The sequence below is a fragment of the Bacillus sp. WP8 genome (assembly GCF_000800825.1).
Classification (GTDB): Bacteria; Bacillota; Bacilli; order Bacillales; family Bacillaceae; genus Bacillus; species Bacillus safensis.
On sequence record NZ_CP010075.1, the window covers coordinates 2,160,637 to 2,174,937 of the forward strand.

At 41.4% G+C, this 14,301-nt stretch carries 18 protein-coding genes; 4 read left to right on the plus strand and 14 right to left on the minus strand.

The window, feature by feature from the left end; all coding sequences use genetic code 11:
• Window positions 1-13: 13 nt before the first annotated feature.
• Window positions 14-1,006, minus strand: a complete 993-nt coding sequence (locus QR42_RS10755; RefSeq protein WP_039183195.1) for a carbon-nitrogen hydrolase family protein — start codon at window positions 1,004-1,006, stop codon at window positions 14-16.
• A 180-nt stretch (window positions 1,007-1,186) separates the two neighbouring features.
• On the opposite strand from QR42_RS10755, the gene QR42_RS10760 reads away from it, so the two are divergent.
• Both QR42_RS10760 and QR42_RS10765 read left to right on the plus strand, forming a co-directional pair.
• Window positions 1,187-1,468, plus strand: coding sequence for a hypothetical protein (locus QR42_RS10760; RefSeq protein WP_039179781.1), 282 nt, complete (start codon window positions 1,187-1,189; stop codon window positions 1,466-1,468).
• Window positions 1,469-1,496: 28 nt separating this feature from the next.
• Window positions 1,497-2,315 carry a membrane protein insertase YidC gene (locus QR42_RS10765; protein ID WP_039179784.1) on the plus strand — a complete coding sequence of 273 codons (819 nt, stop codon included), beginning with the start codon at window positions 1,497-1,499 and terminating at the stop codon, window positions 2,313-2,315.
• A 36-nt stretch (window positions 2,316-2,351) separates the two neighbouring features.
• On the opposite strand, the gene QR42_RS10770 is transcribed toward QR42_RS10765, so the two are convergent.
• Genes QR42_RS10770 through mce form a run of 4 tightly spaced genes read right to left on the minus strand, consistent with a single transcriptional unit; the run spans window position 2,352 to window position 5,847 of the window.
• Window positions 2,352-2,816 (minus strand): chemotaxis protein CheW, encoded by a 465-nt coding sequence (locus QR42_RS10770; RefSeq protein WP_039179788.1) that lies wholly within the window; start codon window positions 2,814-2,816, stop codon window positions 2,352-2,354.
• A 14-nt stretch (window positions 2,817-2,830) separates the two neighbouring features.
• On the minus strand, window positions 2,831-3,952 hold the full coding sequence (locus QR42_RS10775; RefSeq protein ID WP_039179792.1) for a M20/M25/M40 family metallo-hydrolase: 1,122 nt from the start codon (window positions 3,950-3,952) through the stop codon (window positions 2,831-2,833).
• Between the two features lie 16 nt (window positions 3,953-3,968).
• A complete protein-coding gene (locus QR42_RS10780) occupies window positions 3,969-5,432 on the minus strand; it encodes an acyl-CoA carboxylase subunit beta (RefSeq protein WP_084096408.1) in 1,464 nt (487 codons plus the stop codon).
• Complete coding sequence (mce, locus tag QR42_RS10785) at window positions 5,425-5,847, minus strand: methylmalonyl-CoA epimerase (RefSeq protein ID WP_039179796.1); 423 nt, start codon at window positions 5,845-5,847, stop codon at window positions 5,425-5,427. Before mce ends, QR42_RS10780 begins: the two co-directional genes overlap by 8 nt.
• A 101-nt stretch (window positions 5,848-5,948) precedes the next feature.
• On the opposite strand from mce, the gene prli42 reads away from it, so the two are divergent.
• A complete protein-coding gene (gene prli42, locus QR42_RS19730) occupies window positions 5,949-6,041 on the plus strand; it encodes a stressosome-associated protein Prli42 (RefSeq protein ID WP_149126490.1) in 93 nt (30 codons plus the stop codon).
• A gap of 38 nt (window positions 6,042-6,079) precedes the next feature.
• On the opposite strand, the gene QR42_RS10790 is transcribed toward prli42, so the two are convergent.
• The 6 genes from QR42_RS10790 to QR42_RS10815 form a co-directional block, all read right to left on the minus strand.
• Window positions 6,080-6,589 (minus strand): L,D-transpeptidase, encoded by a 510-nt coding sequence (locus QR42_RS10790; protein ID WP_039179801.1) that lies wholly within the window; start codon window positions 6,587-6,589, stop codon window positions 6,080-6,082.
• A gap of 52 nt (window positions 6,590-6,641) precedes the next feature.
• Window positions 6,642-7,595, minus strand: coding sequence for an aromatic acid exporter family protein (locus QR42_RS10795; RefSeq protein ID WP_039179804.1), 954 nt, complete (start codon window positions 7,593-7,595; stop codon window positions 6,642-6,644).
• Between the two features lie 120 nt (window positions 7,596-7,715).
• Window positions 7,716-8,438 (minus strand): arginine ABC transporter ATP-binding protein ArtM, encoded by a 723-nt coding sequence (locus QR42_RS10800; RefSeq protein WP_034280282.1) that lies wholly within the window; start codon window positions 8,436-8,438, stop codon window positions 7,716-7,718.
• On the minus strand, window positions 8,431-9,087 hold the full coding sequence (locus tag QR42_RS10805; protein WP_039179807.1) for an arginine ABC transporter permease ArtQ: 657 nt from the start codon (window positions 9,085-9,087) through the stop codon (window positions 8,431-8,433). Before QR42_RS10805 ends, QR42_RS10800 begins: the two co-directional genes overlap by 8 nt.
• A gap of 115 nt (window positions 9,088-9,202) precedes the next feature.
• A complete protein-coding gene (locus QR42_RS10810; protein ID WP_039179810.1) occupies window positions 9,203-9,967 on the minus strand; it encodes a transporter substrate-binding domain-containing protein in 765 nt (254 codons plus the stop codon).
• Between the two features lie 195 nt (window positions 9,968-10,162).
• A complete protein-coding gene (locus tag QR42_RS10815; protein ID WP_039179813.1) occupies window positions 10,163-10,600 on the minus strand; it encodes a BrxA/BrxB family bacilliredoxin in 438 nt (145 codons plus the stop codon).
• A 169-nt stretch (window positions 10,601-10,769) separates the two neighbouring features.
• Between QR42_RS10815 and QR42_RS10820 the strand changes: the two genes are divergently transcribed.
• Window positions 10,770-11,663 (plus strand): YegS/Rv2252/BmrU family lipid kinase, encoded by an 894-nt coding sequence (locus QR42_RS10820; RefSeq protein WP_039179816.1) that lies wholly within the window; start codon window positions 10,770-10,772, stop codon window positions 11,661-11,663.
• A 14-nt stretch (window positions 11,664-11,677) separates the two neighbouring features.
• Here QR42_RS10820 and QR42_RS10825 read toward each other — a convergent pair whose 3' ends face one another.
• The 3 genes from QR42_RS10825 to QR42_RS10835 all read right to left on the minus strand — a co-directional run bounded on the left by QR42_RS10825 (window position 11,678) and on the right by QR42_RS10835 (window position 14,297).
• Entirely contained in the window at window positions 11,678-11,971 is a 294-nt protein-coding gene (locus QR42_RS10825) for a YesK family protein (protein ID WP_039179818.1), read from the minus strand.
• A 66-nt stretch (window positions 11,972-12,037) separates the two neighbouring features.
• The gene (locus QR42_RS10830; protein WP_039179821.1) at window positions 12,038-13,294 is read right to left on the minus strand and encodes a dihydrolipoamide acetyltransferase family protein; all 1,257 of its coding nucleotides are present in this window, start codon (window positions 13,292-13,294) and stop codon (window positions 12,038-12,040) included.
• Window positions 13,295-13,313: 19 nt separating this feature from the next.
• On the minus strand, window positions 13,314-14,297 hold the full coding sequence (locus QR42_RS10835) for an alpha-ketoacid dehydrogenase subunit beta (RefSeq protein WP_024422925.1): 984 nt from the start codon (window positions 14,295-14,297) through the stop codon (window positions 13,314-13,316).
• Between the last annotated feature and the right edge of the window lie 4 nt (window positions 14,298-14,301).

Sequence of the window (14,301 nt, forward strand, 5' to 3'; positions counted from 1 at the left end):
GTTTCACGTTCATTTACACTTTTTCTTCAAGTATACCATGTTGATATTGAATGTCCTCATATGTGAATACTTCATTTTTTTGAGGATATAATTGTTTCACAACCGGAGTAGGCTGTTGATTAAAATTCATACTCAAACTTTGATTGGAGTAGTGTCCAGCCGGATCAATATAATACTTGTAATCAATGACTCTTTCTACATCAATGTCAGCGTAAGCAATTCCCTCTGTTTCAGCTGGAACCATATCACTGATCGGCTCCCCATCCGGCCCGTAAATGCACGTATGCCCGCTCTTAAATGTTTCAAAGTAATCTCTTTGCTCCTGCGTTAAACAAATCATCTCTTTCATTTCTTCCGTATATATAGATGATGTCATCAGCACAAATGTCTGTGTCGCGATGGCATAATATCTGCTTGATATTTCATCATCAAAATAACCTGGCCAAGAGGCTACATGTACCTGCTCATTTTGGGCATTCATCGCCATAAGATCTAGCGGGACTTGATGCTCCCAGCACATCAATCCGCCTAGGTTTCCAATTTCAGTTTCAAACACTGGCATCATACTGCCACTTCCATCCCCCCAAATGAGTCTTTCTGCTACAGAAGCTCTCATTTTCCGATGTTTTCCTATTAAATCTCCATTTGGATTAAACCAAAGCTGAGCTAAATAGAGAGAGCCGCCATCTTTTTCATTGCATGATATACAAACGTACGTTTCATTTCTTTTTGCTGCTTCACTGATTTTTTGAATGGCTAAGCTAGGGATTTCAACTGCATTTTTATATAATTCATGATAGAACTTTCTTGTATATTCTGGATGACCAATAAAAGCAAACCAAGGATAACCTGGTAAAAATGCTTCTGGGAATGCCACAAGCTTTGCACCATTTGAAGCTGCCTCGTCAATCAGGTCACATGATTTCTCAACGGTTGCTTCCAAATTTAAATAGACTGGTGCTGCTTGTACCGCAGCTGCTCGAAACTTTGGGTAAATACTTGTCATATTCAAAACCTCCATTTCTTTTCATCCCCCTCATTATAGGATAGGAAATATGAAGTTTGGATGACATTTACTATTTTATACATAATAAGGAATTTTATTTAATGGAGAAAACACGCGGTTCTGTTAGACATTTAACCATGTGTATAGTACACTGTGAGTAATGAAATGGATGTGATAATCATGATTATTGATACATTCAATGAAGTCTTTTTCCTTGTTGAATTCTTTACGATTATTCTTCCAGCGCTGACGGCCATCGGCATTGCTTTTTTACTAAAAGACTGCCGTATGAACGAACACCTTGGTGGGCATCGTTTGGAAGAGTTGGACGCATCTTGCTTGAATCGAACAGACTTTCTGTTTATCATATATGATCGCATTACAACTTGGATTAGTAAAGTCATTCGAATGAAAAGATCATCTAATGATGATGAAGACCATTCGCTTCCTCTCGCTAATTAAATTTTTTTAATCATGAGGAGGAAACGAATTGAAACGTTTATTGACTGTTTTTACGACTTTATGTTTGATGATGATTGCGTCACCTGCATTTGCAGCGAGTGCGCAAACGAATACGAGCTCTGATGGGTTTTTCCATCATTATTTTGTTCAGCCTTTTTCTGAGCTGATCATTTGGCTTGCGAACTTCTTTCATGATGATTATGGTTTATCGATTATGTTCGTCACCTTGATTGTCCGCCTGCTGATTTTCCCACTTTTTGCGAATCAATTTAAGAAGCAAAGAGTCATGCAGGAAAAAATGGCATTGGTGAAGCCTCAGATTGACCAAATACAAAACAAATTGAAGAAAACGAAAGAACCTGAAAAACAAAAAGAACTGCAAATGGAAATGATGAAAGTATATAAAGAGAACAATGTGAATCCGCTTGCCATGGGCTGTCTGCCGATGCTGATTCAAATTCCAATTGTTCTTGGCTTTTACTCAGCAATCCGCTCAACACCTGAGATCGCAACTCATACGTTCTTATGGTTTAACTTAGGACAAACCGATTTATTGGTGGCGATTTTTGCAGGGGCTATGTATTTCTTACAATTTTATGTCACGCAAAAATATGCGAAGCAATCAGGCACCCAGACAGAGGCTGCGCTGAAGCAGGCGAAAGTAATGGGCATGATTTTCCCAATCATGATGCTGTTTCTTTCAATTAATGCACCCGCTGCTCTTCCTTTATACTGGATGACAAGCGGACTACTACTCACGATTCAAACGATTATTTTAAATGTCATGTACCAAAAATCAAAAACGAAAGCTGCGGCTAACGAACAAGCCAAACCAGCTGCTGAATAAAAATAAACCCCTTATCTAAAGATAAGGGGCTTTTCATTATGCCAATTCTTCTTTCAACCGGTCTGGCAATTGATCGAGGTCCTCAATTTTCCCAAGGAACTTATTTGGGTCCACTTGTAAAATCATTTTGTTTTCTCTCTCAACAACGCCGAAGAAATATTCAGAGGCCTTCGTGTTCATATGAAATGGCTTGATCTCGCTTTGCTCGATATCGATAATATCTTTTGCATCTGAGACAAGACAGCCAATCATTTGATCGTTTACTTCAAATAGCAGTACCTTTGACTGCTCGTTTACATCAAGAGGCTTTCCGTGAAGCATCACACCTGTGTCACTGACAGGAATGACCTCTCCTCTTAATGACATCAGCCCTTTAATTTCTTTTGGAAGGTTCGATACTTCTTGTAAGTAAGGGACCTTTTCAATCGAACGAATATGCTCTACACTGATGCCAAACTCCTCTTGCCCCACCTGAAAAATAATAATCTTTTGCGCGCTCACAGAGTCTCCTGCCTTTACGATGGATTTGTCGTTTCTTCGATAATGGCGAGAACCATTTCAGCTGTTTTGACTAATTCTTCAATCGGCATTTTCTCATTTTTCGTATGAATATCTTCATATCCAACAGCTAGGTTGACAGTTGGGACGCCGTTGCCTGCAATGACGTTTGCATCACTGCCTCCGCCGCTCGTCTGCAGTTCTGAAGGACGGCCAATTTTTGCTGCCGCTTTTTTCGCCACTTCTACGACTTGATCGCCGTGTGAGAATTTGAAGCCTGGATACATGATGTCAATTTGTACATCGGCACTTCCGCCCATTTCTTTAGCGGTTTTTTCAAAGGCTTCTTTCATCTTCGCTACTTGAGCTTCCATTTTTGCTGGTTCTAAAGAGCGTGCTTCCGCCAAAATATCGACTTGATCGCACACAATATTCGTTTGTGTTCCGCCTTCAAAACGGCCGATATTCGCTGTTGTTTCTTCATCGATGCGGCCAAGTGGCATGCTGGCAATTGCTTTTGATGCAATGGTAATCGCAGACACACCTTTTTCAGGCGCGACACCTGCGTGAGCGGTTTTTCCGTAAATCGTTGCGCGTACTTTTGCCTGTGTTGGTGCAGCTACGATAATCGTACCAACCTTGCCATCTGAATCAAGGGCATAGCCGTATTTCGCTGTCATCAAATTTGGGTCTAACGCTTTTGCTCCAACAAGTCCTGATTCCTCGCCTGCTGTGATCACAAATTCAATCTTCCCGTGCTTTAAATTTTTCTCTTTCAGCACACGGATCGCTTCAAACATAGCAGCAAGTCCTGTTTTATCGTCAGCACCAAGAATAGTTGTTCCATCTGTTTTCACATAGCCGTCCTCAATGACTGGTTTTACGCCATTTCCCGGCACAACTGTATCCATATGAGAAGTGAAATAAATCGTATCTGCCTCTTGATTTCCTTCTAATGTGCAGACAAGGTTGCCTGCGCCGTGGCCTGTTACCGCTTTTGAATCGTCTTCAACCACTTTTAGACCAAGCTGCGAGAATTTTTCTTTTAGGACTTCAACAATTTTCTCTTCGTGTTTTGTTTCTGAATCAATCTGAACTAATTCTAAAAATTCGTCTAGTAAGCGTTTTTCATTGATCATGATGATGCTCCTCCTCTTATAGCGGCATGTTGCCATGCTTTTTTAACGGTCTATCTTCTTCCTTACTGCGCAGTACATCAAATGAGCGGATCAATCGCTCTCTCGTTTCAGCCGGCATGAAAATATCGTCTATCAGACCTGCCTGAGCCGCTTTCCATACACTTGGTTTGTTCATAGACTCGCGCGAAGCAGGATGAACGATTTCGTCTGCGAACGTTTTCCCCATGACATCAATTTCGGCCTCTGGCCATGCATAAACAAAGTCAGCGCCTAAGCCCTTACTATTCATCGCGACATAAGCACCGCCAAACGCCTTTCTTAAAATCACAGTGATTTTGGGAACGGTTGCTTCAGCATACGCATATAAAAGCTTTGCACCGTGGCGGATAATTCCTGCATGTTCAGCTTTCTCCCCTGGTAAAAAACCAGGAACGTCCACAAGGGTTAAGATCGGAATATGAAACGCATCGCAAAATCGAATAAACCTGGCCGCTTTATCGGCAGCGTCAAGATCAAGGCTGCCTGCCAGCACCTTTGGCTGATTGGCAACTACACCAATGGAGGCTCCTTGTAATCTGGCAAAACCTGTGACAATATTTTTTGAGAAACAAGGCTGCGTTTCAAAGAATGAGTCTGGATCGGTTATTGCTGTCACCACTTGTTTGACATCATAGGTGCGTGATGGATTCTTTGGCAGAATTCTGCCTGGATCGGCGGAATCGTGCTTTCGTGCCCCAGCGCGTGTGACAGCCTGTTGTTTCGTTTGTATGTACGTTAAAAGAGTTCGAACCGCTTTTAACACGTCCTTCTCATCTTTCCCAGTATAGTGCACATTCCCGCTTGTCTGATGCTGAACACTTGCACCGCCAAGACGGTCAGGACAGACCGTTTCTCCTGTTGCTTTTTCTATTACTTTCGGACCAGTTAAAAACATATGAGCTGTTTGCTCTGTCATGAAGACAAAATCAGTCAATGCAGGAGAATAGACTGCACCTCCAGCACATGAACCTAAAATAACAGATATTTGCGGGATTCGACCAGAGTACAGCACATTCCGTTTAAAAATCTGTCCGTATCCTTCTAATGATACCACACCCTCTTGAATTCTCGCACCACCTGAGTCTTTTAGACCTATGACCGGCATTTGATTTTTAGCGGCCAGATCCATTAAAGAGGCTATTTTTTTCGCATGCATTTCGCCTAAAGAGCCTCCGTATACTGTTGCATCTTGTGCATAAACACATACTGGTTTTCCATGAATGAGTCCCGTTCCAATGACGACACCGTCACCAACATGCTCTGAGAGCTCGCCTGTTGCAAATGACTGAATTTCCATCAAGCTGCCCTCGTCAAGAAGTTCATGAAGCCGCTCTCGAGCCGTCAGCTTTCCTTTGTTCTTGTGAGCCGCTGCTCGTTTTTCGCCGCCGCCCATTAACGCTTTCTTCCGCCATTCAGACAAGTCATTGAACGATTCATTCATCACTATGTTTCTCTCCTTTCAAGGACTCGCACAATTCAAATAACACACCTGACGTTTCTTTAGGTGAAATAAATGCAATTTGCTTTCCGCTGGCGCCCATCTGTGCTGTTTTTTGGAGAAGCTGCACGCCAAGGTGATCGAGACGGCTAAGATCAGCCTGAATGTCACCCGACTTTAGCGCAATATGATGAAGCCCCTCTCCTCTTTTTTTTAAGAAATTATGTAGTTTACTGCGGGCTGAGATCGGCTCAATTAATTCAATGTGCAGATCATCTAGTGAAGCGAAGGACGCTTTTATCTCCTGCTCAGGAATCTCTTGTATGTCTGAAAAATGCCAATTAAATAGCTGATGAAGCGTTTGAGATGTTTCTTTAATAGAAAAGACGGCAATGGCAATATGATCGATTTGTGTCATCCGTTCACTTCCTTTGCTGATCACTTGTCGCATATGAAAAAACCAGATAAAATAAAGACAACTGCGCTTGTCGCAAAAATCTTCGGTTATAGGGGTGCGATATGTCTCAAAAATTCATGAAATTTATGGTATTGCTTATGATTAGCCTGCTGTTAGTTTCTTCACTTTTAGCAGGAGCAGCAGCCTTTTTATAAGGATTGAATAAAAGCAGACAAGCAGGTGATTCGGGATATCAACGAATGGCCTGTTTGTCTTTGGCAAGCGTTTCAAAGGAAGCACTTGATTTTGTAATCCATACATTTGTTCCAATTGGAAGCTGATCAAACAGCAGCTCTACATCTTGATTATGAAGTCTCACACAGCCTGCCGTGATAAATTTCCCAATCGAAGTTTCATCACTTGTTCCATGAATTCCATAGGTTCTGCCATCTGTTCCTCGTGCATCAAATCCAATCCATCTTCGTCCAAGAGGATTATTCTTCGCACCGCCTTCAATATTTTTTCTTCTGTAATAGGGATCTTTCGCTTTGATCATAATGGTAAATTCACCTTCTGGCGTTAAATCTGCTGTTTTTCCTGTAGAGGCAGGATATACTTTTTGAATTTTCCCATGATCAATAAAGGCAAGTTCATTCGTTTGTTTATTAATAATGACAAATGGGTCACCTGGCAGCGGGTTTTGTCCAAGCGGCCAGATAGGTGAAAGGGACATGGTCAGTACGGTATAAAATAAAAGACGCATAGGCTCCTCCTTTTTCATTAGATTGACCAATGAAGAAGGAACTCATGCGTCTCTATTCTTTCATCCCTTTAAAATAGCTTTTCAGTACTAAATATTGTTCCATTTCACCGAGGAAATGAAAGAGTGCCGCTCTTGCCTCAAATTCTTCTCGTGTTTGCGGGAGCGGAAGTGCGTCGAATTCTTCTTTCATATCAATGAGACGTCTTAAAAACTTATGCGCTGTGTTCCCTGGGTGAATATGTTCGCGTAAGTCTCTAATGTATTCTGCAATGATTTGTCCATGCTCCGTTGTGACGGAAATCGACGTAATTTTGGGCAGTACACGCTCAATGATTTCAAATTGCTTTTGTCTCATGTTGAAATAATGATAGTACAGGTTTTCATGTCTTAATACATGGTTTTCAACATCACGATATGCAAGAGCTTTTGCTTCTTTAATCAATTGATGTGTCTCTGGTATTTCTTTTCCTGTCCAGTCTTGCTTCCCTGTTATTAAGTATTGCTCGATTTCTTCAAAGATTTTAGCAAAGTTGGCTTCAATCTGTTCGCTGTAGCGTTTGAGCTTTTTATCAACACTAGGCATATATAGGTTCATAATCAGCGCTACCCCAACACCAATGGTAATCAGCAGCAGTTCATTCCAAATGAGATGCAGGGTAATCCCGCCAGACATGTATAAATGGAGAATGATGACTGAACTTGTGACAATCCCTTCTTTAATTCGAAGCAGAACCGTTGTTGGAATAAAGACAAGCAGCATCAAACCGATCACAAAAGGATGATACCCGATCAGATCGAAAAATAAATAAGAAAATAAAATAGCGAGACTGCATGCTGCAAAGCGGGCTCCCGATGCTAAGAGGGATCTTTTCTTTGTCACCTGAATACACAGGATCGTAATAATCCCGGCAGCTGAATAATTTTGCAAGCCAAGCAATTGTGCAATATAAATAGCGATCGCTGTTCCTAATGCTGTTTTCAGCGTTCGGTAGCCGATTTTAAACATGATGTGATTCACTCTTTTCTGTCTTGTTTCCATTCACTTTTGTGAAATGGTGAACTTTTTTTACTTTCCCCATTATAATCAAAAAAAGAAGGAGATGTTAAGTCTCCTTCCCTTTTTTCTTTATAATATTTTTTGTAAGAAGTCTTGCGCACGCTGTGAAGACGGTGATTCAAAAAATTGTACAGGGTTTGCATCCTCTACAATTTTCCCGTCATCCATAAAGATCACACGGTCAGCCACTTCTTTTGCAAAGCCCATTTCATGTGTGACGATGACGAGTGTCATTCCAGATTGAGCCAGCTCTTTCATGACCTCTAATACTTCCTTGACCATTTCTGGATCTAGGGCAGACGTTGGTTCGTCAAACAGCATAATGTCTGGTGTCATTGCAAGCGCACGTGCAATCGCCACACGCTGCTTTTGACCGCCGGACAAACGGTTCGGGAAATCATCTTTTTTCTCTAGAAGCCCTACCTTTTTGAGCAGGTCTTCAGCTTGCTTGATGCTGTCTTCCTTCGATTGATTCTTCACATTCATTGGCGCATACGTAATATTTTCCAGCACGGTTTTATGCGGGAACAGATGGAAATGCTGAAATACCATTCCGATGTTCTCACGCACTTTTAGTGCATTCGTTTTTGGATTGGTGATTTCGGTGTCCTTAATTGTTATTACACCGGAAGTCGGCTTTTCAAGTAAGTTGATGCAGCGGAGGAAGGTCGATTTTCCTGAACCAGATGGTCCAATAACCGCAACAACTTCCCCTTCTTTAATGGTCGTGTCGATCCCCTTTAAAACTTCGTTTTTACCAAAAGATTTTGTGAGTTTCTCTATTTTAATCATTTGATTTTAACTTCCTTTCCACCGATTTGCCGACAAAGGTGAGAACAAGCACGATGACATAATAGATAAGACCCGCAAAAATAAGCGGTTCAAGATAATTATACGTGACGGCCCCAGCTTGATAGGCTCGTCTCATGACATCACCCAGTCCGATGACTGTTACAATTGCTGATTCTTTTGTCAGTGTAATCGTTTCATTCACAAGTGCAGGTGAAATATTTTTAAACGCCTGCGGAAGCAATAAGTCCTTCATCATTTTAGCATAAGGGATGCCTAAAGCAACGGCCGCTTCTTTTTGACCTTTATCAATGGCATTAATACCCGCACGAATAATTTCAGATACGTATGCTGCCGAGTTGAGTGAAAATGCCGCTACAGCAGCCCAGTATTGATCGATTTGGAACCCAAGAAGCTGAGGCAGACCAAAATAAATAATGAGCAATTGAAGCACAAGCGGTGTGCCTCGGAAAATTGACGTATAAAAGTCTGCAATCCAAATGAGCGGTTTAAACACACTAATTTTACAAAGCGTTAATAATATTCCTAAGATAAATCCAAGGAAAAGGGATACCACTACAATAGAAAGTGTGACCTTAAGCCCTTCTAAAATAAAGGGCATCTGAGGTATTACATCTTTAAAATCAAACATGACATTCTCCTTTTTTTTGCCTTCATACAAAACAGGAAAAAAAGTTCAACACGAGTTGAACTTTTCAGCGCTTTTCTACTTGATTTTCTTGAATGACGCTGATCCTTTTCCTGACTTACTTTTCATCAGCAAACCATTTTTTAATTAATTTATCAAGTTCACCATTATCTTTCATTTCTTTTAATGATTTATTAAACTTCGCTGTTAAGTCGCTATTTTTCTTGAATGCAATGGCTGAACCTTCGTTTGAGCTGTTCAATCCAAATGCTTGGAAGTCTTTTTCCTTTTTCAAGTAACCAGCAGCTACTTTATCTTCAATAATTGCTGCATCAAAACGGCCTGCTTTGATCTCTTGAATGATATCAGAAATTTTATTACGGTCTTCAACTGTAAGGTTATATTTCTTTTGCAATCCATTTGCTTCATCTTGTTGAATAGAACCTAATTGAACGCCGACTGTTTTATCTTTTAAATCTTTCTCTACTTTAATACCGCTAGATTTCTTTGATACAACCAAGTTTTTAGCATTGTAATAAACATCAGAGAAATCAACTTGCTTTTTACGTTTTTCTGTAGGTGTCATTCCTGCAAGGACAATATCAGCTTTGTTTGTTTTAAGGGCTGATACAAGGCTAGCAAAGTCCATATCTTGAATTTCTAGCTTGTAGCCGTTCTTTTTCGCTAGTGCTGTTGCAAGATCTACATCAAAACCGACAATTTTATCTCCGTCTTTTGATTCAAATGGCGGATAATCTGCTGATGTCGCCATCACGAGTGTCTTGTCATCTCCTGATGCGTTTGAATTATTAGAAGAAGTTCCGCATGCTGCGAGTGCAGCTGCAAGACCAGCTGTCATAAGTAATAATAACCACTTTTTCATATGATGATGCCTCCCAGTATTTAAAATCATGTATTGATTTGAATATTTATTCACTATAATGTATTTTAAACACTTTCTTTTTAAGATGCAATAGTATTTTGCTAAAATTATTTTGATTCTATTGTCTTATAAAACAAAAAGCAGACCGATCTAAAGACCGGACTGCTTTATATTTATACATTCAAAAGTCATATGTTAGATTTCTTCGCAATGCTCATCAAAAGCGGCTTGTAGTTTTGACACGACTTCCATTGGCTCGTGCCCTTCAATTTCATGACGCTCGACCATTTTGATGATTTTTCCATCTTTTAATAAGGCAAAGGATGGTGAAGATGGCGGGAAGCCTTCAAAGTATTCACGAGCTCTTGCTGTTGCCTCTTTGTCCTGCCCAGCAAACACTGTCAGCAATTGATCTGGACGCTTATCGTAATGAACAGAATAGCCGGCAGCTGGTCTTGCAATACCGCCTGCACAGCCGCATACTGAATTCACCATAACAAGTGCCGTTCCTTTTTTAGTCAGTGCTTCGTCTACTTCTTCAGCTGACGTGAGCTCAGTGTAGCCTGCCTGCCTAATTTCTTCTCTCGCTTGTTTTACAATATCATTCATAAATAAATTAAAATCAATATTCATGTCCGTCCACTCCTTTTGCGTACCAAAACCATTTTAAATCCATCATATCAAGGAAAACGCCTGCGGGCAAATGTGTTGTCTTATCCATCGCCTCTTTTTCCGAACATCGTTTATGAGCTGTCAAATTGGGGAAAAGTGATGATAAAGAGATGAAAGGGAGAACTGCGTGATGGCACAATTCAAAAAAGCGATGCTCATTTATAATGGAAATGCTGGACAAAAAAACATGGAAAAAACACTCGGTCAAACAGTGCCTCTTCTTTCTCTACATATTGATGAACTCATTCTTAAACCAACAAAGCAGCCAAATGATGCTTATGATTTCTGTCGTCATATTGATGAGACGGTGGAATTGCTCATCATATTAGGCGGAGATGGTACCGTGCATGAATGTATGAACGGTATTGGCGGCTTAGAAAAAAGGCCCGCTGTAGCGATATTACCAGGCGGGACATGCAATGATTTTTCTAGAACACTTGGTATTCCTCAACAGATGCAAAAAGCCGCTCAAATGATTGTAGACGGCAAAGAGAAAAAGGTCGACTTAATCAAAGCAGAGGATCGATACGTATTAAACTTTTGGGGAATTGGGCTGATCGCAGACACGTCCAACAACATTAACGACAAGGAAAAAGCCGTACTCGGTAAAATCAGCTACTTCACAAGTGCCCTGCGCACACTGCAGCAAACAGATCCTTTTCACGTACGGATTGAGACCGAAGAGGAAAGCTGGGAAGAGGAAGCAGTCATCGTTCTTGTCATGAATGGACATTTTATCGGTACAAATAAAATTGATTTGCCTAATGCATCCATTGATGATGGAAAAGCTGACATCTTAATTTGCAGAAATACAAGTTTCTCTGCTTTAAAAGAAATTTTCTCAATGAACCGGGAAGAGCTGGAGGATTTCACCGGCGATCTGTCTCTCATTCAAGCGTCCAGTATTCGTATCCACACAAAAGAGGAAATGGATGCTGATACGGATGGTGAGGTTTATATGAAGGCTCCCTCTTCTTTAGAAGTGTTAAAGCAGCATTTGACCTTTATTGTTCCAGCAGAATAAAAAAATGCCCGACATCATTTTGATTCGGGCTTTTTTTTGATATAGCGTCTGTATAAATATTCAAGTGCATATCCGAGAAGTGTACCAGCGAGAAGTGATATTCCTAAAAAGCTATTGGCAGCTCCTTTGAAGCCACCGACAATCAGCAGACAGTACACGATTTGAATGATTGAAACGATCGATATGATAAGCAGTAATCGTTCAGGATGATTGCGTGATTTAGAAATGTACCGCAGAAAAGCGAAGGCAATCGCTGTGATAAACATGAGACCAATCGTTAGAAAAGCAAAAAAATCTAGTCCAGACATATCATCGCTCCTTTCTCCTAGATGTGGAAATCCCCCTCTCATGCCGGGAGGGGGAAAATGATTGTTTTAATAAACAGATGTTTGCTCGTCGATGCCTTCAAGGATTTGTTTAATTCGCTGAAGGAATCTGCCGCATACAAGACCGTCTAGTACTCTGTGATCTAATGAAAGACAAAGATTGACCATGTCTCTTGCCGCAATCATTCCGTTTACTATCATTGGTCGCTTCACGATCGATTCTACTTGTAAAATCGCCGCTTGCGGATAATTAATGATTCCCATAGATTGTACTGAACCAAATGATCCCGTGTTGTTGACAGTGAATGTACCGCCTTCCATATCACTTTGCTTGAGCGTTCCTTGTCTCACCTTAGACGCCAGCTCATGAATTTCTTTGGCGATGCCCTTAATGGTCTTTTCATCCGCATCCTTAATGACTGGAACAAAAAGCGCGTCATCTGTAGCGACAGCAATTGAAACATTGATCGCTTTCTTCTGCACAATTTTATCTCCAGCCCACATACTGTTCATTTCAGGGAATTCCTTTAAGGCCTGAGCCACTGCTTTGACAAAGAACGCAAAGAACGTCAAGTTAAAGCCTTCTTTTGCTTTAAACTGATCCTTCAGCTGATTTCTTCTTGTCACTAGATTTGTCACATCGACTTCCATCATCGTCCATGCATGCGGAATTTCATGTTTGCTTCTCAGCATATTAGCCGCAATTGCCTGCCGGATCGGCGTGACTGGCAGCTCAACATCACCAGGCATGGAAGGGATGGCAGGAGTCTCTTTTGCTTGAGATGGCTGCGCAGGCTCTGGTTGAACAGCACGTTCATTGACAGGTGCTGTCTTCTCTTTAACGCCGCCGTTTTCAATGAGCTGCAGCAAATCTTTTCTAGTAATTCGACCGCCTGCTCCCGTACCTTGAACAGCCGCTAAATCAATGCCATGCTCATCTGCTAAACGAAGAACGGCTGGAGAGTAACGTTTCTTTTGACTTTGATTCTCATTTGTTTGATCTGCTTCAGGCGCTTTGCTTTGCTCAGGTGCCGCTTCTTCTTTCCCGCTCTGCTGCTCGCTTCCTTCAACTTCAATTTCACAGAACACTTCTCCTACTTGCAGCGTTTCGCCTTCCTCAGCCGATAGTTTTGTAATCGTTCCTGTAAAAGAAGACGGGACTTCTGCGTTCACTTTATCCGTCATGACTTCCGCAATCGGATCGTATTTATTCACATGATCGCCAGGTGAAACGAGCCATTTGCTAATAGTTCCTTCTGTTACACTTTCACCTAGCTGAGGCATTTTCATTTGTTCAATTGCCACTTTGAAACCCTCCTCTTTCTTAAAACGCCGCTAGCTCTCTCATTTCAGCTTCTACCTTATCCGGGTTGACCATGAAGAATTTCTCCATTGTCGGCGCATAAGGCATTGCCGGAATATCTGGTCCTGCCAAGCGTTTGATTGGTGCGTCTAAATCAAATAAGCAATGCTCTGAAATGATTGCCGCAACCTCACTCATGATGCTGCCTTCTTTTGTATCTTCCGTTAACAGGAGCACTTTACCTGTTTTAGAAGCCGCTTCTATAATCGCTTCCTGATCAAGCGGGTACACTGTTCTCAAATCGAGAATATGAGCGGAAATACCGTCTTTTGCAAGGCGGTCTGCTGCTTGCAGCGCAAAATGCACACAAAGGCCATATGTAATGACCGTAATATCATCGCCTTCACGTTTCACATCTGCTTTTCCAATCGGAAGAGTGTAATCCTCTTCAGGCACTTCTCCCTTAATAAGGCGGTATGCACGTTTATGTTCAAAGAACAATACAGGATCTGGATCACGCACTGCAGCCTTTAAAAGACCTTTGACATCATAAGGTGTAGAAGGCATCACAATTTTCAAACCAGGCTGGTTAGCAAAAATCGCTTCGACCGATTGTGAATGATAAAGTGCCCCGTGTACTCCGCCTCCGTATGGTGCGCGGATGACCATTGGACAACTCCAATCATTATTTGATCGGTATCTAATTTTTGCAGCCTCTGAAATGATTTGGTTGATTGCAGGCATAATGAAATCCGCAAATTGCATTTCTGCAATTGGGCGCATTCCATACATCGCTGCCCCAATACCTACACCAGCAATAGCTGATTCTGCAAGAGGTGTATCCATGACGCGCGCTTCTCCAAATTGCTCGTAAAGACCCGCTGTCGCTTTAAATACGCCGCCTTTTTTCCCGACATCCTCTCCGAGCACAAACACTTTCGGATCTCGTTCCATTTCTTCTTTCATCGCCAGTGTAATGGCGTCTATATATGACATAACAGGCATTTTT

Coding starts and splice junctions, on each gene's coding strand:
- QR42_RS10815 (WP_039179813.1), bottom strand. CDS start 10,600: ATGAATATTGATTTTAATTTATTTATGAATGATATTGTAAAACAAGCG.
- QR42_RS10790 (WP_039179801.1), bottom strand. CDS start 6,589: ATGCGTCTTTTATTTTATACCGTACTGACCATGTCCCTTTCACCTATC.
- QR42_RS10820 (WP_039179816.1), top strand. CDS start 10,770: ATGGCACAATTCAAAAAAGCGATGCTCATTTATAATGGAAATGCTGGA.
- mce (WP_039179796.1), bottom strand. CDS start 5,847: ATGACACAAATCGATCATATTGCCATTGCCGTCTTTTCTATTAAAGAA.
- prli42 (WP_149126490.1), top strand. CDS start 5,949: ATGTCTCAAAAATTCATGAAATTTATGGTATTGCTTATGATTAGCCTG.
- QR42_RS10755 (WP_039183195.1), bottom strand. CDS start 1,006: ATGACAAGTATTTACCCAAAGTTTCGAGCAGCTGCGGTACAAGCAGCA.
- QR42_RS10775 (WP_039179792.1), bottom strand. CDS start 3,952: ATGATCAATGAAAAACGCTTACTAGACGAATTTTTAGAATTAGTTCAG.
- QR42_RS10805 (WP_039179807.1), bottom strand. CDS start 9,087: ATGTTTGATTTTAAAGATGTAATACCTCAGATGCCCTTTATTTTAGAA.
- QR42_RS10795 (WP_039179804.1), bottom strand. CDS start 7,595: ATGTTTAAAATCGGCTACCGAACGCTGAAAACAGCATTAGGAACAGCG.
- QR42_RS10825 (WP_039179818.1), bottom strand. CDS start 11,971: ATGTCTGGACTAGATTTTTTTGCTTTTCTAACGATTGGTCTCATGTTT.
- QR42_RS10760 (WP_039179781.1), top strand. CDS start 1,187: ATGATTATTGATACATTCAATGAAGTCTTTTTCCTTGTTGAATTCTTT.
- QR42_RS10835 (WP_024422925.1), bottom strand. CDS start 14,297: ATGCCTGTTATGTCATATATAGACGCCATTACACTGGCGATGAAAGAA.
- QR42_RS10780 (WP_084096408.1), bottom strand. CDS start 5,432: ATGAATGAATCGTTCAATGACTTGTCTGAATGGCGGAAGAAAGCGTTA.
- QR42_RS10810 (WP_039179810.1), bottom strand. CDS start 9,967: ATGAAAAAGTGGTTATTATTACTTATGACAGCTGGTCTTGCAGCTGCA.
- QR42_RS10800 (WP_034280282.1), bottom strand. CDS start 8,438: ATGATTAAAATAGAGAAACTCACAAAATCTTTTGGTAAAAACGAAGTT.